Source organism: Lachnoclostridium sp. An14, from assembly GCF_002160755.1.
In the GTDB taxonomy this organism is placed as follows: domain Bacteria; phylum Bacillota; class Clostridia; order Lachnospirales; family Lachnospiraceae; genus Lachnoclostridium_A.
In genome coordinates this window covers 1-21,829 of the sequence record NZ_NFLE01000025.1, presented here as the reverse complement: position 1 = coordinate 21,829, position 21,829 = coordinate 1, and the positions used below count along the sequence as shown (strand labels likewise).

Annotated in this window: 24 protein-coding genes; 21 read left to right on the top strand and 3 right to left on the bottom strand. The window is 54.1% G+C overall.

Going from position 1 to position 21,829, the window contains the following annotated elements; all coding sequences use genetic code 11:
- Nucleotides 1–201 precede the first annotated feature (201 nt).
- The 7 genes from B5E84_RS13645 (at nt 202) to B5E84_RS13615 (ending at nt 3,654) form a co-directional block, all read left to right on the top strand.
- Nucleotides 202–849: a flavin reductase family protein gene (locus B5E84_RS13645; RefSeq protein ID WP_087223670.1), complete on the top strand. Its 648-nt coding sequence runs from the start codon at nt 202–204 to the stop codon at nt 847–849.
- Between the two features lie 68 nt (nt 850–917).
- On the top strand, nt 918–1,850 hold the full coding sequence (locus tag B5E84_RS13640) for a carbon-nitrogen hydrolase family protein (protein WP_087223668.1): 933 nt from the start codon (nt 918–920) through the stop codon (nt 1,848–1,850).
- Nucleotides 1,851–1,876: 26 nt separating this feature from the next.
- Nucleotides 1,877–2,239, top strand: a complete 363-nt coding sequence (locus B5E84_RS13635) for a VOC family protein (protein WP_087223666.1) — start codon at nt 1,877–1,879, stop codon at nt 2,237–2,239.
- 32 nt (nt 2,240–2,271) lie between these two features.
- Complete coding sequence (locus B5E84_RS13630) at nt 2,272–2,730, top strand: GNAT family N-acetyltransferase (RefSeq protein WP_087223664.1); 459 nt, start codon at nt 2,272–2,274, stop codon at nt 2,728–2,730.
- Nucleotides 2,731–2,766: 36 nt separating this feature from the next.
- Nucleotides 2,767–3,027: a hypothetical protein gene (locus tag B5E84_RS13625; protein WP_143469233.1), complete on the top strand. Its 261-nt coding sequence runs from the start codon at nt 2,767–2,769 to the stop codon at nt 3,025–3,027.
- Between the two features lie 116 nt (nt 3,028–3,143).
- Nucleotides 3,144–3,368 carry a DUF3791 domain-containing protein gene (locus B5E84_RS21415; protein WP_334293417.1) on the top strand — a complete coding sequence of 75 codons (225 nt, stop codon included), beginning with the start codon at nt 3,144–3,146 and terminating at the stop codon, nt 3,366–3,368.
- Nucleotides 3,325–3,654: a hypothetical protein gene (locus tag B5E84_RS13615; protein WP_242963377.1), complete on the top strand. Its 330-nt coding sequence runs from the start codon at nt 3,325–3,327 to the stop codon at nt 3,652–3,654. Before B5E84_RS21415 ends, B5E84_RS13615 begins: the two co-directional genes overlap by 44 nt.
- 87 nt (nt 3,655–3,741) lie before the next feature.
- Here the strand turns inward: B5E84_RS13615 and B5E84_RS13610 are convergent, their stop codons facing one another.
- Nucleotides 3,742–5,172: an alanine/glycine:cation symporter family protein gene (locus tag B5E84_RS13610; RefSeq protein ID WP_087223658.1), complete on the bottom strand. Its 1,431-nt coding sequence runs from the start codon at nt 5,170–5,172 to the stop codon at nt 3,742–3,744.
- Between the two features lie 138 nt (nt 5,173–5,310).
- On the opposite strand from B5E84_RS13610, the gene B5E84_RS13605 reads away from it, so the two are divergent.
- The 14 genes from B5E84_RS13605 to B5E84_RS13540 all read left to right on the top strand — a co-directional run bounded on the left by B5E84_RS13605 (nt 5,311) and on the right by B5E84_RS13540 (nt 20,941).
- Nucleotides 5,311–6,198 carry a LysR family transcriptional regulator gene (locus tag B5E84_RS13605; RefSeq protein WP_087223656.1) on the top strand — a complete coding sequence of 296 codons (888 nt, stop codon included), beginning with the start codon at nt 5,311–5,313 and terminating at the stop codon, nt 6,196–6,198.
- Nucleotides 6,199–6,396: 198 nt separating this feature from the next.
- Entirely contained in the window at nt 6,397–7,323 is a 927-nt protein-coding gene (locus B5E84_RS13600) for a virulence RhuM family protein/type II toxin-antitoxin system death-on-curing family toxin (protein WP_330374263.1), read from the top strand.
- 74 nt (nt 7,324–7,397) lie between these two features.
- Complete coding sequence (locus B5E84_RS13595; protein ID WP_087223654.1) at nt 7,398–7,820, top strand: hypothetical protein; 423 nt, start codon at nt 7,398–7,400, stop codon at nt 7,818–7,820.
- Nucleotides 7,821–7,948: 128 nt separating this feature from the next.
- Nucleotides 7,949–8,497, top strand: coding sequence for a CD3072 family TudS-related putative desulfidase (locus B5E84_RS13590; protein WP_087223653.1), 549 nt, complete (start codon nt 7,949–7,951; stop codon nt 8,495–8,497).
- Between the two features lie 167 nt (nt 8,498–8,664).
- Entirely contained in the window at nt 8,665–8,925 is a 261-nt protein-coding gene (locus tag B5E84_RS13585) for a hypothetical protein (RefSeq protein WP_087223744.1), read from the top strand.
- Nucleotides 8,926–9,140: 215 nt separating this feature from the next.
- On the top strand, nt 9,141–10,094 hold the full coding sequence (gene add, locus B5E84_RS13580; protein ID WP_087223651.1) for an adenosine deaminase: 954 nt from the start codon (nt 9,141–9,143) through the stop codon (nt 10,092–10,094).
- Between the two features lie 102 nt (nt 10,095–10,196).
- On the top strand, nt 10,197–12,461 hold the full coding sequence (locus tag B5E84_RS13575) for an ADP-ribosylglycohydrolase family protein (RefSeq protein ID WP_087223649.1): 2,265 nt from the start codon (nt 10,197–10,199) through the stop codon (nt 12,459–12,461).
- A gap of 339 nt (nt 12,462–12,800) precedes the next feature.
- Nucleotides 12,801–13,697 carry a nucleoside hydrolase gene (locus tag B5E84_RS13570; RefSeq protein WP_087223647.1) on the top strand — a complete coding sequence of 299 codons (897 nt, stop codon included), beginning with the start codon at nt 12,801–12,803 and terminating at the stop codon, nt 13,695–13,697.
- Between the two features lie 95 nt (nt 13,698–13,792).
- Complete coding sequence (locus B5E84_RS13565; protein WP_087223645.1) at nt 13,793–14,947, top strand: BMP family ABC transporter substrate-binding protein; 1,155 nt, start codon at nt 13,793–13,795, stop codon at nt 14,945–14,947.
- Nucleotides 14,948–14,968: 21 nt separating this feature from the next.
- The gene (locus tag B5E84_RS13560; RefSeq protein WP_087223643.1) at nt 14,969–16,519 is read left to right on the top strand and encodes an ABC transporter ATP-binding protein; all 1,551 of its coding nucleotides are present in this window, start codon (nt 14,969–14,971) and stop codon (nt 16,517–16,519) included.
- Nucleotides 16,516–17,559, top strand: coding sequence for an ABC transporter permease (locus B5E84_RS13555; protein WP_087223642.1), 1,044 nt, complete (start codon nt 16,516–16,518; stop codon nt 17,557–17,559). Before B5E84_RS13560 ends, B5E84_RS13555 begins: the two co-directional genes overlap by 4 nt.
- Entirely contained in the window at nt 17,556–18,473 is a 918-nt protein-coding gene (locus B5E84_RS13550) for an ABC transporter permease (protein WP_087223640.1), read from the top strand. Before B5E84_RS13555 ends, B5E84_RS13550 begins: the two co-directional genes overlap by 4 nt.
- Nucleotides 18,474–18,602: 129 nt before the next feature.
- Entirely contained in the window at nt 18,603–20,102 is a 1,500-nt protein-coding gene (locus B5E84_RS13545) for a YjjI family glycine radical enzyme (RefSeq protein WP_087223638.1), read from the top strand.
- A complete protein-coding gene (locus B5E84_RS13540) occupies nt 20,099–20,941 on the top strand; it encodes a YjjW family glycine radical enzyme activase (RefSeq protein WP_242963376.1) in 843 nt (280 codons plus the stop codon). The genes B5E84_RS13545 and B5E84_RS13540 overlap by 4 nt, the downstream gene beginning before the upstream one ends.
- 32 nt (nt 20,942–20,973) lie before the next feature.
- Here the strand turns inward: B5E84_RS13540 and B5E84_RS13535 are convergent, their stop codons facing one another.
- Both B5E84_RS13535 and B5E84_RS20860 read right to left on the bottom strand, forming a co-directional pair.
- Entirely contained in the window at nt 20,974–21,675 is a 702-nt protein-coding gene (locus B5E84_RS13535; RefSeq protein ID WP_087223636.1) for a Crp/Fnr family transcriptional regulator, read from the bottom strand.
- On the bottom strand, nt 21,644–21,829 hold a 186-nt coding region (locus B5E84_RS20860; protein WP_204248589.1), incomplete at its 5' end, for a hypothetical protein. The genes B5E84_RS13535 and B5E84_RS20860, both read right to left, overlap by 32 nt.

Here is a 21,829-nt window from a genome sequence, read left to right as displayed (position 1 = left end):
GCCATTTCAATGGCTGGGGAATTGTGGTAGAATGGGAGATAAAGAGGGAGAGGAAAAACTGGAAATGGTGGTGTCTAAATGGATTGGATGGATGAAGTATCTGTAAGGCTGAAAAAGAAAAATCAAATTCAGTACAGGGATGAGTATTATGAGGTTTTAGGGCTTGAACGATAAATGAAAAACGGTCAGGAGGCGCATGAAATGAAAATCAGTATAGGAAAAGAGTTTCCGCAGTATTTCCAACCCGCGTACCCAGAGGAATTTGAATTGTTTTCACACTTTGAAATAACGGCTGGCATTCCCACGGTGTTGTTTGCCATTACCACATGGAAGGAAAATGGAAAGCCCAATGTCTGTTTTCACTCCTGGAGCTGTTTTCATGGCGATAAGACAGCGTTTTTTGCGGTGATGGGAAATCTTTATCAGCACACCCATACGTATGCAAATATCCAGAGAGAACAGTGCTTTTGCATCAACTTTCTCCCCATAAGCGCTTACGATCAGCTGGTAGCCACCATTCACCATAACGATGAGGAAACGGATGAGTTTTCCGCAGGCCATTTTTCCCTTGTCCATGCCAAGACCATCCATGCCCCTATGATACAGGAGGCGTTTATCAATATGGAGTGCACCCTGAAGGAAACGCGGGATTTGAGCGGAGCAGGGATTACGTCCATGGTCATCGGACAGGTACAGCATATTTCCGTGGAGGAAACATACGCCCAGGGCTATGAAAAACGGTATGGAAAGGACGGGTTTATGATGCTGGTTCCTGCCCCTCAGGATTTGATCACCGGGGAGCCGAATCCATCGGCCATTGCCACGGTTCATATTGAAAAGTATGACTGATGGATTCCCATTTATCATGGACGGGACAAATGAAAAAATAAGTTGGATCTAAAAGGAGTGTTCATCCTATGATAAAGATTGCGTTTCTCCAGCTGCTCCCCTGTGAGAGCATGAAGAAAACCATGGAAAAAGGGGTTCGGTATTGCAGAGAGGCGAAGGAACAGGGGGCGGATATTGCCTTGTTTCCGGAGCTGTGGAACTGTGGGTATCGGATCCCTCACGATATGGAACAGCTGAACGCCCTTGCCGTTTCCGCGGATGGGGAGTTTGCGGCCCGCTATGGGGAGCTGGCGAAGGAGTTAAAGCTGGCGGTTGGCATTACTTTCCTGGAAAGCGGGCAGTTCAGGCCGAAAAATACGATTTGTCTTTATGACCGTCACGGAAAAGCGGTTTACAAGTATTCCAAAGTGCATATCTGCGATTTTGGAGAGACGGATGACGAGAGCGTCCTGTGCGCGGGGGATGAGTTTGTGGCCGCGGAATTGGAAACGGCCAAGGGAAACCTCAAGGTCGGTTCCATGATCTGCTATGACCGAGAGTTTCCGGAAAGCGCCAGAATCCTGATGCTGAAAGGGGCGGAGCTGGTGCTTGTGCCCAACGCCTGTCCCATGGAGGTGAACCGCTTATCTCAGCTCCGGGGCCGGGCCTATGAAAATATGCTGGCCATCGCCACCTGCAATTATCCGGCCCCCCACTTGGGCTGCAACGGACATTCCACCCTGTTTGACGGCGTGATTTACCAGCCGGAACGGTCGGAGCCAAGGGATACTTGCGTGTTGGAGACGGATGAGTCGGAGGGATTGTTCTTTGGGGAATTGGACATCCATATGCTCAGGGAATTCCGAAAACGGGAATATCAGAACCTGAAAAACAGGCGTCCGGAATTATATGGGATTCTGGCGGAACCGCAGCCGGAGGTTGCGGAATCTTTGACCGAATTTAGCGGGGACGATTCGGACTTTGCCTGCAATTCTCCTTTATTTACAGGGGCCCGTTTATGAGACTGGTCAGACAGGAGGAATGGAAAATGAGATTAAAGAATGTGTTGATTGTTGTGAAGGATATTGAGAAATCGAGGCGGTTTTATCACGACCTGTTCGGTCTGGAGCTGGTGCTGGACAACGACGGAAATATGATTTTAACGGAAGGCCTTGTGCTCCAGGATGAGAAGATTTGGAGATCATTTTTGGGAAAGGACGTGATCCCGCGAAACCATTCCTGTGAGCTGTATTTTGAAGAACGGGACATCGAAGGGTTTGTAAAAAAGCTGGAAACCCTGTACCCCGGCATTTCCTACGTCAACCGCCTTATGACCCACAGCTGGGGGCAGAAGGTGATCCGGTTTTATGACCTGGACGGCAATCTGATTGAGGTGGGGACGCCGATGTAGGAGCTGTTTTGAGGGAGGAAGGCAGGAAACCAATGAATATCTGTATGACAGTCAGGGATCAGCAGCTGGAGGATTTTATCCAGACAGAATTTGAGGGGTATGAACGGAAGTATGGAGTCGCGTTTTGCCGCACGCCTTTTGCGTTCGCGGCGAAGGAGCAGGGGGAAGTGGTTGGGGCAGTTACAGGGTTTTGCAGCGTTTCGGAGGTTCATATCAGTGAACTGGTGGTGAAGGAGGGCTGGAGAGGAAAAGGGATTGGCGGCCGCCTGATCCGGGCGGTGGAGGACGATTTCCAGGACGCCGGCCTGAGCCATATCAGTCTCACTACCTATGAATATCAGGCCCCTTCTTTTTATCAAAAGCTGGGGTTTGAGCTGGAGTTTGTCAGGAGAGACAGGAAGAATGAGAAGTGGAACAAATATTATTTTGTGAAGTATTTCGGGGCGGATCGGAAGGGGGAAAGAGAAAGCGGAATGGGCCGGGGGAAGTGAGGGATCCTTTTTGCGCAGCGGGGCAAGAAGGGGGCAGTGAAAGAAATTGGAATGGATAAGGGTGTCAGTATGAGAAAGGATATGGTTTATCAAGAATATTCTGATGATAGAGAGTTTCGATTTGAAGTATATCGTAACCCCAACTCTTATGAAATATGGGTACAAAAAAAGATAACAGATGAGTATATGGGCTCAGATTGGTTTGATTACCATGATATATCGGATTATATGCACTATGCAGATAGCCTTGAACGAGCGGTTGAAATAGGGAGAGAGTGCTTAAAATGCTTGATATGACAGCTCCGGATGTTACAAATCATGAATGTACTTTTCTATACATAGAACAAAGCGTGGAGTATAATAAAAAGAAGTTATCAAGGAAGAATTTTTGGCAAATGCTATAAAAGGGGCGATTGATATTGTGTACAAAAAAGGAATTGCAATTTAGTATTTCTCTTATTCATAATCTGGCTGACCGTTGGAACAAGTCTCCGGCAGATGTTTACCGTATCCTTTATAAGACGCACATTTTAGATGACTATATATTTATGTGTTATGACACACTTCATACGTTGGGAATGGAGTATCTAATTGATGATATTACAGATTTTGTCAGAGAAAAAGGAGTCGCCGTATGATTTTGTATCATGGAACAACGGAAATAATAAGACATCAAAAGTCGTATCAGGTGAAAAAATGAGTGATAAAAGAAATATTGATTATATTTACAAACAAAATTTAGAAACCTCTATTATCGAGTATCTTGCGGAAAGGAAACATATAGAATTGCGTCAGGCGATGCACATATACTATCAGAGTAGGCTGGCAGAGCAGATCGAGCAAGGAATGTATGGCATCGAAAATATGGACTATAAATATCTTGCAGAGGATTTAATTGAAAATGAACCGGAGCTGTTTTCCTAAACAGGCATCAGACTTGATTTTCGGGGATTATGGGCAGCAAAAGCAGCCGGTCGGAGACGATCGGCTGCTTTTGCTGGGAATTTATGGTCAAAGATTCTTCCCTTTTCCATTTTTTTCATAATCCTTCAGCGATTCCACCGCCTCTGTCGCCATGGGCACCAGGGCGATCATATTGAAGATGGTCATAAGTCCAATCCCCACATCTCCCAGATCCCAAACAAAGGAATAAGCGGCAAGCCCGCCGATAAACAGCATTACAAGAGCCAGAACCTTGTACATGGTCTGGTATTTCCATTGATCGCCGAAAAGGTAGGCCACATTGGAGCGGGCGTAGAATAAAACGCCGATGAAGGTGGAAAAACTGAAAAGCCACAGGATCACCGCGATAAACACCGTTCCAAACTCTCCGAGATGATACTCCATGGCTGTCTGCAAAAGGTTCATGCCTTCCAGCCCACCAGTCAGCTCCACCGGAGCCAGCAGCATGATCATGGCCGTACAGCTGCAAATGATCAGCGTATCAATAAAGACGCCCAGGGCCTGGAGAAGTCCCTCCTTGGCCGGATGGCTAATATCCGCTGCCGCTGCCGCGCAGGGTGCGGAACCGGAGCCGGCTTCATTGGAAAAAAGTCCCCGTTTGACGCCGTTCATCAGCACAGCCCCAAAGCCGCCTGCGGCCACCTGGCGAAAACCAAAGGCCTCCTCAAAGATTCTGCCAAAGACAGCCGGAATCTGTGTCATGTTGGTCACAATGATAAAAATGGTTATGATCAGGTAAAGGGCTGCCATAACGGGAACCATAATATCCAGCACTTTCACGGTGGCGTTTTTCCGCAGCACGATCACCGCTGCCAGAGCCACCAGTACCATCGTGGAATAGAGCGGCGGAATGTGAAAGGCATTCTCCAGCGCCGATGAAACCGAGTTTCCGATCACCTGGCTGATGCCGCACCAACAGAGCAGGCCGGAGAGGGCAAAGAGCACCGCGAGGATGGATTTTTTCCGTCTGCTCCCACGTTTTGTGATAAAGAGCCCGTGGATGTAGTAGGCCGGGCCGCCCCGGAATCCGCCGTAAAGGGGATCTTTTTCCTTGTAGATCTGGGCGAGGGTAGCCTCCGCAAACGCAGTGGACGAACCGAGAAGGGCAATGATCCACATCCAGAAAACGGCACCGGCTCCCCCTGCGGAGATGGCGGATACAACGCCCACCAGATTGCCCATACCCACACGGGTGGCTGTGGATACGATGAGGGCCTGCACGCCGGAAATACCGTTTGTCTCCGAAACGCCCTTGTCCTCCACCGCAGCCCGGATCATTTCCGGGAAAAGGCGGAACGGCAGAAATTTTGTCCGCAGGGTAAAGTAGATGCCGGCAGGCACCAGGATGATGACCAGCAACGATAATCCAAGCTGGCTTCCGCCCGGCAGGGGAAGCGTGACAAGATCTCCCCACAATATGGCGTAAATCTGTTCAAAAAACTGTACCACTGCCTGTACGGCCGCATTGAAAAATTCCATCGTATTTGTCCCTCTCTATGCTCTGTGTTCCGTTTGTTTTCTGTTTGAGTTTCTCTGTCCCATAGTATATAATAGAACAAAGTATTTGTAAAATTGATAATTATAATCATATAAATCGAAAAATTAGATGGTGACAAAATGGACATTAAGAATTTAACCACCTTTATTTATGTAGCCGAGCTGAACAGCTTTACGAAGGCGGCGGAAACCTTGGGATTTTCCCAGTCTACCGTTTCGTTCCAGATCAGGCAGCTGGAGCGTGAGCTGAGTTTTCCTCTTTTTGAGAGGGTCAACCACACCATTGCCCTGACGGAGAAAGGCAGGGAGGTGCTGGATTACGCCCACAAGGTCAACAAGCTGACCCTGGAGCTGAAGGAAACGATGCAGGAGACAGACGCCGTCCGCGGCCACGTAAGAATGGCTATGGCCGATTCCCTGTGCAGTTCGTTTTTCGGGAAAAGTTACGTTTCCTTTGAAACCTTGTATCCTCAGATCGCGTTAAAGATCATCACGGCCGGAACCGGTGAGATGCTTCGTCTCGTGGATCACAACGAGGTGGACCTTGTCCTCACTTTGGACAGCCATATTTACAATCGGGAGTATGTGATCGTAAAAGAAGAAAAAGTAGGCGTACATTTCGTGGCGGGGGCCGGGTATCCCCTTTCCCGGAATCCGAAACGGTCCATTCGGGATCTGTTGTCTCACCCCTTTATTTTGACGGAGAAGGGGATGAGCTACCGCCGTCTCCTGGATGAACGGATGGCCGAGATGTCTGTGGAGATTCAGCCGGTTCTGGAGATTGGGAACACAGATTTGATCTGTTCGCTGCTGGAGCAGAATCTTGGCGTTTCCCTTCTGCCGGATTACGTCACAGCCGGCAGGGCGGCGGAGGGGAAACTGGTCCTTCTGGATGTGGAGGAATTTGAGATCGAGGTGTGGAAACAGCTCCTGTACCACCGCAACAAGTGGGTATCGCCCCAGATGGAGTCTGTGATCCAGCATTGTGTGGAGCGGGTATTTCCGTAAGAGGACGGCGGGATGGGGGCCGATGTGGCAGAATCGTAGGGCGATTAGGCGTATGGTATTGCAATGGGGACTGTTCTTGGGCGGTTGTGAGGAGTATAATAAGGTTACGAATCAAATTGGAAGTTGACCCAGCGAAACGGGGGATCCTTTTTGAGCATAAGTTCAAAAAGATAGAGGACTTATCAAGGAGCTCTTAGTATGATGAAAAATGAAATTGTATTATTTCAGGATGATAATTTGGAATTAAAAGTCAATGTTTCTCCTGAACAGGATACGGTATGGCTGTCAAGAAGTCAAATGGCAGAATTATTTGATAGAGATATTAAAACGATCGGCAAACATATCAACAATGTTCTAAAGGAAGAACTGGATTCTTCAGTTGTCGCAAAATTTGCGACAACTGCTGATGATGGGAAAACATATCAAGTTGAGCATTATAATCTTGATATGATTATATCTGTGGGCTATCGAGTTAAATCAAAGCGCGGCATCGCCTTCCGCAAATGGGCAAACTCTGTTTTGAGAAATTACATAATGAAAGGCTATGCAGTCAATCATAATCGAATCAACCAGTTGGGAGAGGTGATACAGATTATGAAACGTGCAGAAAATAACCTTGATGTAGCGCAAGTATTATCCGTCGTTGAACGGTACAGCCTTGCGCTCGATTTACTGGATGATTACGATCATCAGTCTATGCGGCGCCCTAAAGGAAACCAGGCTGTTTATGTCCTTACCTATGAGGAATGCCGAAATGTAATCGACAGTATGAAATTTTCGGAGGATTCTGCTTTGTTTGGAAACGAAAAAGATGAATCTTTTAAAGGCAGCATCGGAAACATTTATCAAAGTTTTGGCGGGCAGGATATTTATCCGACTCTGGAGGAAAAAGCAGCGAATCTTCTGTACTTCATTACCAAGAATCATAGCTTTAGTGATGGAAACAAAAGAATTGCCGCAACGATATTTTTATATTTCCTGGATAAAAACGGCGTACTGTTTTGCGAAGGGAAAAAGCTGATTGATGACCATACTCTGGTTGCATTGACAATTATGATTGCCGAATCCCATCCGGAAGAAAAAGAGATGATGATCAGTGTGGTTATGAACTGCATTGCCGGATAGAATCAGATTGATAATTCCACGTTCACCACTAAGGAAACCAGAGGAATGAATCAAAACAGGAGGCCGCGCCGGTGATGAGAGCATTTTTCAAAATAATGGCAGTCTGGATGCTGCAAATTTGCCTGCTGTCCGGATGCGCCCAACGCACAGAGGAACCTCCAAAATCCAACTGGGGCTCCTTCACTGCGGAAGATACATACAGCTACGATAAAAAATATGTGGCGGTACAGACCGTAGAGACAGAAGAATATTCCCGCACCACGAAGGTGAGGTATGTGAGAGTCACCATTCTGGATGCCAGTCGTGAAAAAGAGATCTTTTCCTTTATTCCGGCGCGGGCGCGGGACTTCTGGGGTATATGCTGGGAGAGCGACAGCTACAATATCTGGACGCAGTCCGGTGATGTGGGCGTATTCTGCTATCGGTACGAGGACGAAACGTGGGTGCGGGATGAAACCGCCGTCCGTCCGGAGGATATTGTTTCCAAATATGATTAGTCCTGGTGTTTGTTCCGCTTGCGGAATGGAGCGATGCGGCGTTTTGCCGGGGGCGGAGCTTAAAAGGAAGGCCGCGGGGACATGGTTCAAGAAGGAAAAACAGAAAAAAAGAATTTGTGAGGTGTAATATGTTTCATGACGGGAGAAGTAAAAAAGTTGTTTTTATCGCCCATTGTCTTTTGAATCAAAATTCCATTTCTGATGGAACGGCGGTTTATCCGGCGGCATTTAGAGATGTTATTGATTATTTCTTAAATGCTGATATTGGTATTGTACAGATGCCTTGTCCAGAATTTTGCTGCTTAGGACTTGATCGGGGAAATATTCACGGTATTGACAGTCCTGTAGTGGTAGAGAATACACGAATACGTTCGGCAATGAAAAGCGGCAGCCCGAATGAAAAACTGGAGAGAATGGCTGATTACATAGTACAGCAAATCATAGAATATAAAAAATATGGATTTGAAATTGCCGGCATGGTCGGAGCAAACCGTTCTCCTAACTGCGGTGTGGAAACCACATCGGACAATAATGCGGAAGTCAATGGAATGGGGCTATTGATAGAAAAAATATCTCACCGGCTGTTACAAGAAAGCATTCAGATTCCAATGATAGGGATAAAGGGAACCGACAATATACAAGAAAAACTTCAACGGTTTATGGTTACAGAAAGATAGAAAATGAAAGGCGTCGAATACGTACAATTTCACGATGTTTAACGGGATCAGTTATCTGACGCTGATTCCGGCGGGGACGGCGATGGCTATCATTGGATGGCAGGGGCTTTGAAACGGTGACCGGGTTTTCGGTCTATTTCCTGGCAGCTTTGACGGAGGTGGGAGACATGAGAAAACAGAATCCGAAACGAAATGCGGTCATTTCTTGGATTATAATGGGAAACGGGGCGCTGTTTGCCGTGATCGGGGCGGGGACGGCGGGGGAGTATCAGCTGAATGGGTGGCTGTGGATGGGATTCCTGACGGTCATAGCCGGTATGGGATACTATTTTGCCAGGGTCAGATGTCCGTTCTGCGGCCATTTCCTGGCGGGATACCGGCCCATTCCAAAGGAGTGTCCGAACTGTCACAGACGGCTGGAAGAATGAGGGAAAGGGCTTTTCAAAGGCGGGAGAACGTGATATACTACACGCTATCTCTATTTTCCTGCGGCGGAACCGGGCGGCATTCCCGGTGTTTTCTTTCTTTGGGATACCAGGGGCAAAAGGTCGAAAATCCGATGCAAGCCTGCTTGCAAGAAGATTTTTGACCTTGGAAACGCCCGTTTTCCGCGGCCAACCACAGTATACACAGGAGGACGATCATGACAGAATTACATATCCATCTGGACGGATCCCTGCGGCCGGAGACCATCTGGGAGCTGGCGGCGGAGCAGGGACTTCCCATGCCTGCGGCGGATGTCTCTGCACTGCGGACACTCATGGAGGCGCCGGTGCCCTGCGGCAGCTTATCAGAATACCTTTCCCGGTTTGCCCTTCCCATGACCTGTCTGCAGCAGGCGGACGCCCTGGAGCGGGTAGCCTGGGAACTCACAGAGGAACTGGCGAAGGAGGGGATGACCTACTGCGAACTTCGGTTTGCCCCCCAGCTTTCCACAAAAAAGGGCATGACCCAGGCCCAGGCGGCGGAGGCAGTGATCCGCGGCGTAAAGCGGGGGATGAAAGAATTTCCTGCCATCCGGGTAGGTCTTCTGCTCTGCTGCATGAGAGGAGAGGGGCCGGAGTGTGAGAGGGCCAATCTGGAGACTCTGGAGCTGGCGGCCGGCCTGCTGGCGGGAGGCGTGGTCTGCGGCGTGGATCTGGCGGGAGCGGAGGAGGTTTACGATACGGGGATGTTCCGGGACCTGTTTTCCAGGGCCGCCCGCTATGGCCTGCCCTACACCATCCACGCCGGCGAGGCGGACGGGCCGGACAGCGTGAAAAAGGCTTTGGATATGGGAGCGAGGCGGATCGGCCACGGGATTGCCGCTGCCAGGGATGAGCGGTTGATGGATGAGCTGGCAAGGTACGGGATCCCCTTAGAGGTCTGCATCACCAGCAACGTCCAGACCAAGGCCGCGCCGTCCTTAAAAGACCACCCCATCCGCCGCCTCTACGACGCCGGGGTGCACGTCACCTTAAACACGGACAACCGCACCGTATCTGCCACCACCCTGCCCCGGGAGATCGCCCTGGCCAAAGCGGCCTTCGGCTTTACGGACCAGGACGTGGAACGGATGGAAGAATACGCCCGCGGGGGAGCGTTTTTGTGTCTGTGACACAAAGCCTCCGGCTGGTTGCGCAGACTTCTTTGTTTAGAGAAATTGCGTTTCCAGCGACATAAAAGCCTCCCGGCGGGCGGCCAGAAGGAGGACAACCCATTGAAACAGGAATATATCGAAAAAATCTACAGCGGCTGGCTGGCGAAAATCATCGGCATCCGCTACGGGGCGCCCATAGAAGGGTGGAGCTATGAAAAGATCCGGAACCTGTTTGGGGACCGCCTGCCGGATTACCCCGCCGCCTACAAAAATTTTGCCGCCGATGACGACAGCAACGGCCCCTGGTTTTTCCTGCGGGCTTTGGAGGACAGCGGGGAGGCGACGCCCCAGGCGGTGGCCCAGGCCCTGCTAAACTACGCCCCCTACGAGCACGGGTTTTTCTGGTGGGGCGGCTACGGCGTTTCCACGGAGCACACCGCCTATTTAAACCTGCGAAACGGCATCCCAGCCCCCCAGAGCGGCAGCATGGCTCAGAACGGTTCCACCATGGCGGAGCAGATCGGCGGCCAGATCTTTTCCGACACCTGGGGCCTGGTCAATCCCGGACACCCGGAGCGGGCAGCCAGGATGGCCCGGGCGGCGGCCTCCGTCACCCACGACGGGGACGGCTTAAACGGAGCCGCCTTTGTGGCCGCCTCCATCAGCGCCGCCTTTGAGGAAAGGGACATCCGGAAGGTGATGGAGACGGGGCTTTCCTTTGTGGAGCCAGACAGCCGCTATGAGGAGGCCTTGAGGGCGGTGATGGCCTTTTACGACAGCCATGAGAAGGAAGGAGAGGCCTGGCGGGAATGTTTTCAGTACGTGAAGGCCCATTACGGCTATGACAAATACCCCGGCGTCTGCCACATCATCCCCAACGCTGCCGTGATGGCCCTGGCCATGCTCTACGGCGGCGGGGACTTTGACCGCACCCTGGAAATCTGCAACCTCTGCGGCTGGGACACGGACTGCAACGTGGGAAACGTGGCCTGTATTCTGGGGGTGGCCCTGGGCCTTTCCGCCATCGGAAGGAAATGGCGGCAGCCGGTGGGAGATTTGCTTATCTCCTCCAGCGTGCTGGGCTACTATAACATCCAGGATATTCCCGGCTCCGCCGCCTACATCGCCAGGCTGGCCTATGCCCTGGACGGGGAGGAGATCCCGGAGGGCTGGCGGGAGGCCCTCTCCGGGGAGCGGCGGTTCCACTTTGAATTTCCCGGTTCCACCCACGCCATGCGTCTGCGGGCGGAGTCGGGAAACGGTCCGGGAGACGCAGGAAACGGCCGTCATTTTTACCTGGAAAACACGGAGGAGACGGCAGCGTCCGGCAGCCGTTCCCTGAAATTCGTGGCGGCTCCCATGGAGCCGGGGGAGGTTCTTTATCTGTACCATCAGACCTACTACCGGCCGGAAGATTTTACGGACAGCCGCTACGACCCGGCCTTTTCCCCCATTCTCTATCCGGGACAGGTGGTGGAAGGGTGGGTATATCTGCCGGAGTACGGCCGACCCGCCCAGGTGTCCCTGTATGGGAAGGATATTCGAAACGGGAAGATCTATGAGGGAGAGCGGATTTCTCTGGGGCTGGGAGAGTGGAAACGGCTCCGGTTCCAGATCCCCGGCGGCACGGACGCCCTTTTGGGGGAGGCCGGGTTCTGTTTCCGAATGGAGGGCCGGGCGCTGGAGCGGTTTGAGTTTGTGGGAATGGTGGATGACCTTTCCTTTTCCGGCCAGGCAGACTACAGGTTAGACTGCGGGCGGGAGCAGACCGAGGTGTGGCCCGGAGGGCACACAGAGATCAGCCAGTTTACCAGGCTGAAGGGAGACGCCTGGCTGGAGCAGGGCCGCCTTCACCTCTCCTGCGCCGATTTCGGGGAGCTGTACACCGGCGGCTGTGACTGGCGGGATTACCGGGCGGAATACGTCTTTACCCCCATCTGCGGGAACTTCCACGGGGTAAACCTGCGGGTTCAGGGCGGAACTAGATCCTGCGGGGCGGCCCTGCTGGAAGGGGGCCGGTTTGGACTGGTGAGGAGCCGCCCGGACGGCAGCGGCTATGATCTGCTGGCGGAAACGGCCTTTCCCTGGAAATGGGGCCGGCCGGTGACTGTCACCGTGGAGGCGGCGGGAAATGCCCTGCGGGCCTGGGCGCGGACGGGAGAAACGGGAGAAGGGGAGGAGACGGCAGAGCTGGTTTCTCCCCATGGAGCAGGGCCCTATTCCAACGGCTGCGTGGGCGTCTCCGTGAGACAGGGCAGCCATCTGGCTCTGGACGGCATCCGCATCTGGCCGGCGGGAGACGGCATCAAACCCCCAAAACACCACCAATCCTTCCAAAATGCCGCCCCAAATCCAGAAAATATCCATAAAACCACAGAAATATAAACAAAATCACAAAAAATCACTAAAAACCCCAAAAATATCAGGACAGCCTTCGCGAACCGATGAAGCGGACGCCGTCCTGATATTTTTTTGCCGCGAAGGCAGTATCTCCCATTCGAAAGCGGTATCTCCCATTCTTTTACAAAAAAATTCTAAATTTTCCCATTTTCCCCCAGAGAAAAGGACACCTGTCCTTTACGAATTCATTTCCTCCATATTATAATCCACATTAAAGAGAACGGAATACTGATTAGAATAACTTATAAAACCATAAGCAAAATGTTTATAAAACCCTGTCACAAAGAAAAAAAGTTGTGAATTTTGCAGGAAGGAACGAAACGTATGGAAAAGACCAGAATCCTGATCGACACCGATCTGGGAGACGATGTGGACGACGCGGCGGCGTTTATGCTGGCGCTGCGGTGTCCGGAGCTGGAGCTGGTGGGAGTGACCACGGTGTACAAGGACACGGAAAAGCGGGCGGAGATGGTGCGGGAGCTTTTAAGCCTGTACGGCAGGGAGGACATCCCGGTGGTGGCCGGCTGCGGCCGGGCTATCGTGGAGCGGAGGTTTGACGAGAAGGAGGAGCCCATCCAGTACGGGATCTTAAGAGAGCGTCGCGGGCCGTCAGAGAGAGAAACGGGCATCCGGGCGGAAGATTTCATCCTGGAGGAGTTAAAGAAAGACGAAAACCTGGTGATACTGGGAATGGGGGCTATGACGAACCTGGCCATGGCCTGCATGAAGGACCCGGAGCGGATGAAAAAGGCGAAGGTCATCGCCATGGGCGGAGCGTTTTTAAGCTCCCGGCCGGAGTGGAACATTATCTGCGATCCGGAGGCCGCCGCTATCCTTCTGGAGACGGTGGACGATCTGGTGATGCTTGGCCTGGATGTGACGAAGTATTTAAAAATCGGCAGAGACCGGCTGGACGCCTGGAAAAAGCGGGGCGATGCCTGCATGGACTATTTTCTGGAGGGAGTGGAGCGGTTTCAGGAGGCTACCGGCTATCCCGTCACCTTCCACGATGTGCTGCTGATCGCCTGTCTGCTGGACGGGCAGGTGGTTTCCCTGCGGCGCGGGCAATTCGCGGTGGAGCTCTGCGGCACCTACACCAGAGGCACCATGGCGGACCGTTCCAACTACTACGAGATTTCCCCGAAGATCGAGGGAAACTTCCGGTTCGCGGATCAGGTGGATCTGGAGCGGTTTTTCGCCATCCTGGACAGCCGGTTTTAAGGCCGGAGCCTTACGGAATCTACAGTATCCAAGGCCGCGGCCGCGGCTTTCGATAAAGCATCTAAATCATCACATTTTTATGGAGGAGAGAGCCTATGAAAAAAATGACAGCAGCATTACTGGCTATGAGTATGGCAGCCAGCCTGATGGCAGGCTGCGGAGCGCCGGAGCCGGAGGACGAGACCACGGCAGCAACCCAGGCAGAGGAGACGGCCGCGGAGGCGGGAGAGGAGAGTGGAGAGGCAGCGGAGGCCGCCGATCCGTCTGAGTACCGGGTGGGACTGATGATCCCCGGAAACCTGGGAGACAAATCCTTCTTTGACGGGGCCTTCAACTCCATCGAGCCCATCAAGGAGCAGTTAGGCGTGACAGTGGAATACGTGGAGTGCGGCACCGACACCTCCAAATATTATCCGGCCCTGGTGGATATGTGCGAGCAGGACTACGACCTGATTCTCACCATCTCCAGCAACAACGACGACGCCCTGGTGCAGGTAGCGGAGGAGTATCCCGATCAGAAATTCATCAACCTGGACGACGAGCTTACGGACCCGCCGGCAAATGTTTACATCATGGGCACGAAGAACAACGAGATGAGTTTCCTGGCGGGAGCTGCCGGCGCCTTAAAGGCCCAGGAGCTTGGAGAGGACAAGATCGGTTTCGTGGGCGGTATGGACATCCCCGGCATCAATGAGTTCCTGGTGGGCTACATCGAGGGCGCCCAGGCCATCAACCCGGACATCAAAGTAGCCACCTCCTACGTAGGCAGCTTTACGGATACGGCCAAGGGCAAGGAAAACGCCCTTCTGCTTTACAATTCCGGCCTTTCCGTGATCTTTGCCGCCGCCGGACAGTCCGGCCTGGGCGTGATCGACGCGGCTGTGGAGCAGGGGAAATTCGCCATCGGCGTGGACTCTGACCAGGCCGAGGCTTTAAAGGATTCCCAGCCGGATATGGCAAACGTGGTGATCACCTCCGCCATCAAGAACATTTCCGACAACGCGGTGAGCGCCGTGGACAGAGCCATGAAGGGAGAGATCCCCTACGGCACCAGAGAGGTGTTCGGAATCGCGGAAGGCGCCGTTGGCATCGCGGAGAACGAGTTCTATGAGAACCTGTTAAGCGAGGAGGACCGGGCGAAGGTAGAGGAGTTAAAGCAGCAGGTAATCGCCGGGGAGGTAGAGATGACCCCCACCGCCGGCATTACCACTGAAAAGGTAAATGAGATCCGCGAGGCTGTCCGCCCGTAATCTCAGTACGGAGGTATCCTGATGGAAGATTTTATTTTGGAAATGAAACACATCTCGAAGATCTACGGCAACGGAATCGCTGCCAACCGGGATGTGGACTTCAACCTGAAGAAAGGGGAGATCCATGCCCTGGTGGGAGAGAACGGGGCGGGAAAATCCACCCTTATGAAGATCCTGTTCGGCATGGAGCCGCCGTCCTCAGGAGAGATCCTGCTGCGGGGAGAACCAGTGCGGTTCTCCTCCTCCAAGGAGGCCATCGCCCACGGCATCGGCATGGTGCATCAGCATTTTATGCTGGTGGAGTCCTTCACGGCGGCCCAGAACATCATCCTGGGCATGGAGCCGAAAAAGGGGATGTTTGTCAATGAGGCGGAGGCGGTGCGTTTCACCAGAGAGATCAGCAAAAAGTACAATCTGGAGGTGGACGCGGAGGCCGTCACCCGCACCCTGCCGGTGGGAGTGAAACAAAAGATTGAGATCTTAAAGGCTTTAGCCAGAGGAGCGGAAATCCTGATTCTGGACGAGCCCACCGCCGTGCTGGCGCCCCAGGAGACGGACCAGCTCTTTGACGAGCTGATCCATTTAAAGGAGCAGGGCCACACCATCGTATTCATTTCCCACAAGATCCCGGAGATCAAGCGGATCTCCGACCGGATCACGGTGATGCGGGCCAGCCGCTCCGTGGGCTGCTATGAGACGAAGGATGTGACGGAGCAGCAGATTTCCAGCCTGATCATGGGCTGTGAGATGGACACCACCATTGTGAAAACGGCCCCGAAACCGGGGGACATCCGGATCCAGGTGGAGGGACTCTCCTACACCGACCGCAACCAGGTCAGAGTGTTAAAGGATCTGAGCTTTGGCGTCCGCGGCGGCATGATTTTCGGCATCGCCGGCGTCCAGGGAAACGGCCAGGTGGAGCTCATCGACCTGATGACGAAGAAACGGGCCATCCGGGAGGGCGACATCCTTCTGAACGGGAAATCCGTAAAAAAGCTGTCCATCCAGGAGATCCGGAATATGCAGTTTGGCTACGTGCCGGAGGACCGCATGGACCAGGGCATCGCCGGTCAGGAATCCATCGCCGAGAACATGGTTTCCAACCGGTACGCCACCGGGGAATTCTGCCGCCGGGGGCTGTTAAACTATAAAAAGATTCAGGAGTTCGCGGACAAAAACATCGGGGAATACGAGATCCGCTGCTCCGGAAACCGGCAGAACGTGGGAATGCTCTCCGGCGGAAATATGCAGAAGGTGGTGGTGGCCAGAGAGTGCAGCCACGAGCCGGAGGTGCTCATTGCCGAGCAGCCCACCAGAGGCGTGGACATCGGCGCGGCCCACATCATTCACAAGAAAATCATGGAGCTGCGGGACAGAGGCTGCGCCGTGCTGTTAGTTTCCGCGGACTTAAACGAGGCGTTAAAGCTGTCCGACGTGGTGGCGGTGATGTACGAGGGCGAGATCGTGGCCTATTTTGACAGCACCGAGGGATTAAACGAGGAAACGCTGGGCCTTTATATGCTGGGCCTTAAGCGCCACAGCGAAGAACAGATCAGGAGGGCGAGAGGATGAGCAGAGAGCGGTCATTTACCATAATAAGAACGGCAGTTTCCATGCTGGTGGCCATCCTGGTGGCCTTTGTGATCATCCTACTGGTGAGCGACCAGCCGGTGGAATCCATAAAGATCTTCCTTCTCCGCCCGTTTTCCTCCAAGCGGTATCTGGGAAACATTGTGGAGACGGCAGTGCCCCTGATTTTCTCCGGCCTGTCCATGGCCATCCTGTTTAAGGCCAGCCTGTTCAACCTGGGGGCGGAGGGCATTTTCTTCATCTCCGGGATCACCGGCTCCATCATGGCCATCTGGCCGAAACTGCCGCCGGTGGCATTTCCCATCGTCTGCATCATGGTGGGAGCGGTGACCGGTATGGCGGTGATGCTGGTGCCCGGCGTCTTAAAGGCGAAGTACGGGGCCAGTGAAATGGTGACCTCCCTGATGATGAACAACATCCTGCTGGGAGTGGGCCTTTACTTATTAAACAATATGATGCGGGACCCGAAGGTGGCGTCCTTAGTTTCCTATAAATACAGGACCAACGCCCTGTTGGCCAACATTCTGCCCGGCACCAGGATCCACGTGGGATTCCTCATTGCCCTGGGCTGCGCCGTTCTGGCGTATATCTTCCTATTTAAAAGCAAATGGGGCTACGAGATCCGCATGGTGGGAAATAACGGCAAATTCGCCAGCTACTCCGGCATCAACGTGACGAAGGTGATTATCATCGTCCATCTGGCGGCGGGAGCCATCGCCGGCATGGGCGGCATCATCGAGTGCCTGGGAATGCACAAGCGGTTTGAGTGGACGGCCCTGCCCGGCTACGGCTTTGACGGGGCCATGATCGCCATGCTGGCGGGCAACAACCCCATCGGCGTCATCGGAGCGGCGTTTTTTGTCAGCTATCTGCGCATCGGCGCCGACCTGGTGAACCGGACCTCCGATATTCCCACGGAAATGATCGCCATTTTGCAGAGTATTATCATTCTGCTGATCTCCGCGGAGCGTTTCCTGCACAAATATAAACAGAACTGGATCGAGAAGGAGGTGAAGGGATGAAGGCGTTTACGGATCTCATATTTACTGCGGACTTTTTCTACTCCATCCTCCGGGTGACCACGCCCCTTCTCTTTGCGTCCATGGGCGCGGTGGTCTCCGACGTGGCGGGAGTGCCAAACATCGCCCTGGAGGGGATGATGCTCATTGCCGCCTTCGCGGGAATGTTTTTCAGCTACCTGTTTGACAGCGCTGTGGCGGGCCTTCTGTTTGCCGTGCTGTTCGCGGTGCTGGCAGCCTCCGTGCTGGCGTTTTTCACCCTGTACTACAAGACCAATATCATCTTAGGCGGCATCGCCATCAACAGCCTGGCCAGCGGCGGGACCATCTTTTTCCTGTATCTGGTGGCCCACGACAAGGGCACCAGCGTTTCCCTGGCCAGCAAGGTACTGCCCAGCGTAACGATTCCGGTGATCGAGAGCATCCCGGTGATCGGGCCGGCCATCTCCGGCCACAACGTGCTCACCTACCTGGCGATCCTGTCAGTGGTGTTCACCTTCTTCCTGCTAAAGCGCACCTCTCTCGGCTGGCACATCCGGGCGGTGGGAGAGAAGAAGGAGGCGGCGGACTCTGTGGGCATCAGCGTGGTAAAGACCCAGGCCATCGCCCTGATCATCAGCGGCGTGATGTGCGGCTTTGGCGGCGCCTTCATGTCCATGGGCTACGTCTCCTGGTTCTCCAGGGATATGGTCAGCGGCCGCGGCTGGATCGCCCTGGCGGCGGAGGCCATGGGCCAGCAGCATCCCCTGGGGACGGCGGCTACCTCCCTGCTCTTTGGCGTGGCGGACGCCCTGTCAAACGCCGTGGCCACCCTGGGATGGCCCTCCGACCTGGTAAAGACCATCCCCTACTGCGCGACCCTGGCGGGCCTCGCCATTTTCTCCATCCGGGCCTACAGGCGGGCGAAACATTCATAGACCGGAAAAGGCCTGCGCGGAGGTTCTGCGCGGCCTTTTCTCCATTTTAAGAGACGTTTTCGTTCCTGCTGGAACAAAAATGGTTACAAATAATCTGCACATCTGATAGAAAAAGTGAGGACATCGAATATGCCGACCAAGGATATGACAAAAGACATTCTTTACACCATCAAAAACCCGAAGGTCACCTTCAATCAAAGGCTGAAGGACATGGCCAAGATCGCGGAAAATTCCATAGAGCTGGTGGAGTACACGGAAAAGTCCAGGGAGTACTTTGAAAACGGGGCCATGATGGATATGTTTGAGGGCAAGACCCCCTACCGCACCCGCTACTGCGTGCCGGACTATGAGCTGTTTTTCAAGCAGGGGAGCGAATTCCTTATGCTGGAGCCGCCGAAGGACATCTGGGACGCGGTGGGGAACCTTCTGTGCCTGTACCACAACATCCCGGCGGACGGCGGTCTTCCGGTGTACATCGGCTGCCTGGACGAGCTGCTGGAGCCCTTTGTGACGGACGAGGCGGAGGCGGAAAAGGCCATCCGTTTCCTGCTGGTGCACGTGGACCGCACCATCTCCAACGCCTTCTGCCACGCCAATCTGGGGCCGAGAGATACGAAGGCGGGACGGATCATTTTAAAGCTGACAAAGGAAATGCAGCGCCCCTGTCCCAACATGACCCTGTTGTGGCGGGAGGACACCCCGGAGGACTATCTGTTAGCGGCCCTGGACACGGCCATGACGGCGGCTAAACCCAGCTTTGCCAATGACGCCCTGTACCGCCGGGACATGGGAAACTACGCGGTGGTCAGCTGCTACAACACTCTGCCCATCGGCGGCTGCGGCCTGACTCTGGTGCGCTTAAACATGAACCGCCTGCCGGAGTTAGCCAAGAGCCCGGAGGACCTTCTGGACCGGGTGATCCCGGACGCGGTGACGGCGGTATGCGACGCCATTGACAGCCGCTGCCGGTTCATCGTGGAGGACTGCAGCTACTATGAGAACACTTTCTTATACCGGGAAGGCCTGATCAAAAAGGACCGGGACCACATGGTGGGAATGTTCGGCTACGTGGGACTGGCGGAGTGCGTCAACGGGATGCTGGGCCTGACAGAGGAGAAGGAGCGGTTCGGCCACGGGGAGAAGGCGGACGCCTTCGGCGAGGCTATTATGAACCGCATCAAAGAGGAGCTGGACAAGCGCCCGGCGGCCTACGGAACCTACGGCCTTCACGCCCAGGTTGGGGTTATGGAGGATACGGATTCCACCCCCGGAGGGCGGATCCCCATCGGCGAGGAGCCGGATCTGCCCTACCAGCTGTTAAACTTCATTCGGATGCACCGCCACTGCGCCGCGGGCTGCGGGGAGCTGTTCCCCTTTGACAGCACGGTGAAGAACAATCCGAGGTATCTGATGGACATCCTGAAGGGGGCCTTTGCCTCCGGCGCCCGGTATCTGTCCTTTTACTCTGGAAATTCGGACCTGGTGCGGGTGACGGGCTATCTGGTGAAACGGTCCGACATCGAGAAGTTTGAGCGGGAGGAAATGACCCTGAACGAGGCCACCGTAAACGGCTCCGGCGTAAACAAAAACCTCCATCTTCTGGACCGAAAGGTGCGTGGGGAGGAATGAGGCTGACGGCGCCGGTGAATAAAATCATTCCCTTTTCCGCTGTGGACGGCTTTGGCAACCGGACGGCCATTTTTCTCCAGGGCTGCAACCAGGACTGCCTCTACTGCCACAACCCGGAGACCATCCATCTCTGCGGCGGCTGCGGGGCCTGCGTGGCGGCCTGTCCCGTGGGGGCTCTCTCCCAGGAGCGCCCCGGCGGGCCGGTGAGCTACGATTTTGAGAAATGTGTAAACTGCGATACCTGCATCCGCACCTGCAGGCAGTTTTCTTCCCCGAAGATCCGGAATCTGGAGCCCCAGGAGCTGTTTGAACAGGTACGTCCCTTTTTCCCCTTTACCGACGGCATCACCACCTCCGGAGGGGAGTGCGGCCTCTACCTGGATTTTCTCACAGAATTTTACCGTCTGGTGAAAGCGGCGGGAAAGACCACCTACATGGATACCAACGGCCAGGTGCCCCTTGCGGGGCGGGAGGAATTTCTGGCGGTGACGGACAAGGCGATGATTGATTTAAAGGCCGGGACGGAAGAAGACCACATAGCCCTCACCGGCCGAGGCCTGTCCGCGGCGGTGGAGAATATCCGCCTGACGGCAAGGCTTGGAAAGCTCTACGAGATCCGCACTGTGGTGGTGCCGGAATTGGTGGACAACCGGGAGACGGTGCGGCTGGGAGCCAGCCTGATCGCCCCCTACCCGGAGGTCCGCTACAAGCTGATCCGGTTCCGCCGCTACGGCGTGCGGGAGAGCTTTTCCTCCACGAAAGAGCCCTCCGGGGAGCTGATGGAGGAGCTGAAGGCCCTGGCCTTGGCGGGAGGGGTGAAAGAGGTGCTGGTGACGTAAATTGGATGGATGGGGGATCGTTTCGGAGAACCCTATTCGCGGAGCAGAGGGAGAATGGCCTCCAGCATGGTCTGGTACTGGCCGGGGGAGACGGAGAGTTTCTTCCGGACAGAGGTGATTTCCCCCTGCTCCTTTAATTTGCGGATGCCGCGGACCACGGTGCGCACGCTGACGCCGATGTTGCTGGCGATGGTCTGGTAGTCCGGCTGGATGAGGACGGAACCGCCGTCTGCCTGGTGGAGGTCGTAGTACTGCACCAGGTAGTACCGCACCCGGTCAATGCCCCGCTGGTAGTAGAGGATCCCGTCGTTTCCCGACCGCTGGTACAGGTCGCAGGCCACCATGTGAAGGCAGCTGTATAGGGTTTCCGGGCAGGTCATGATATGCTGGTAGATCACGGCGGAACTTACCCGCAACACCGTCACCTCCGTGCTGGCCACAATGGTGGCCACTGTGCGGGGATTGTGGGAGAGCACCTCCAGGAGGCCCAGGGCTCCGTTTTCCCGGGTGATGAGGAAATAGTGGTAGTTGTTCCCGTCGTTGTAATCCCTGGTGCCCAGGGCGGTTCCTTCCTCGATAAAGTAGATGTAGTCGGGAAAATCTCCCCGGCTCACGATCACGGAGCGCGGCGGGTAGGTGATCCGCACGCCCTGGGCTTGGATGGAGTCTGGCAGTACGGAAACATTGAAATGGCGGAAGGATTCATATTTTTTCCATAGTTCCTGCAGCTGCATGGCATCGGTTTCCTTTCTTTCGTAATGATAAGGTCATCATATCACAGCGGTCCGGCAAAGACAACGGAATTTCGCCGTTGGATTTTGCGGAAACCGATTCGGCGGATTTTTTGTAACCGTCAAAAAAACATTGTCTGAAACTAGATAATGTGCT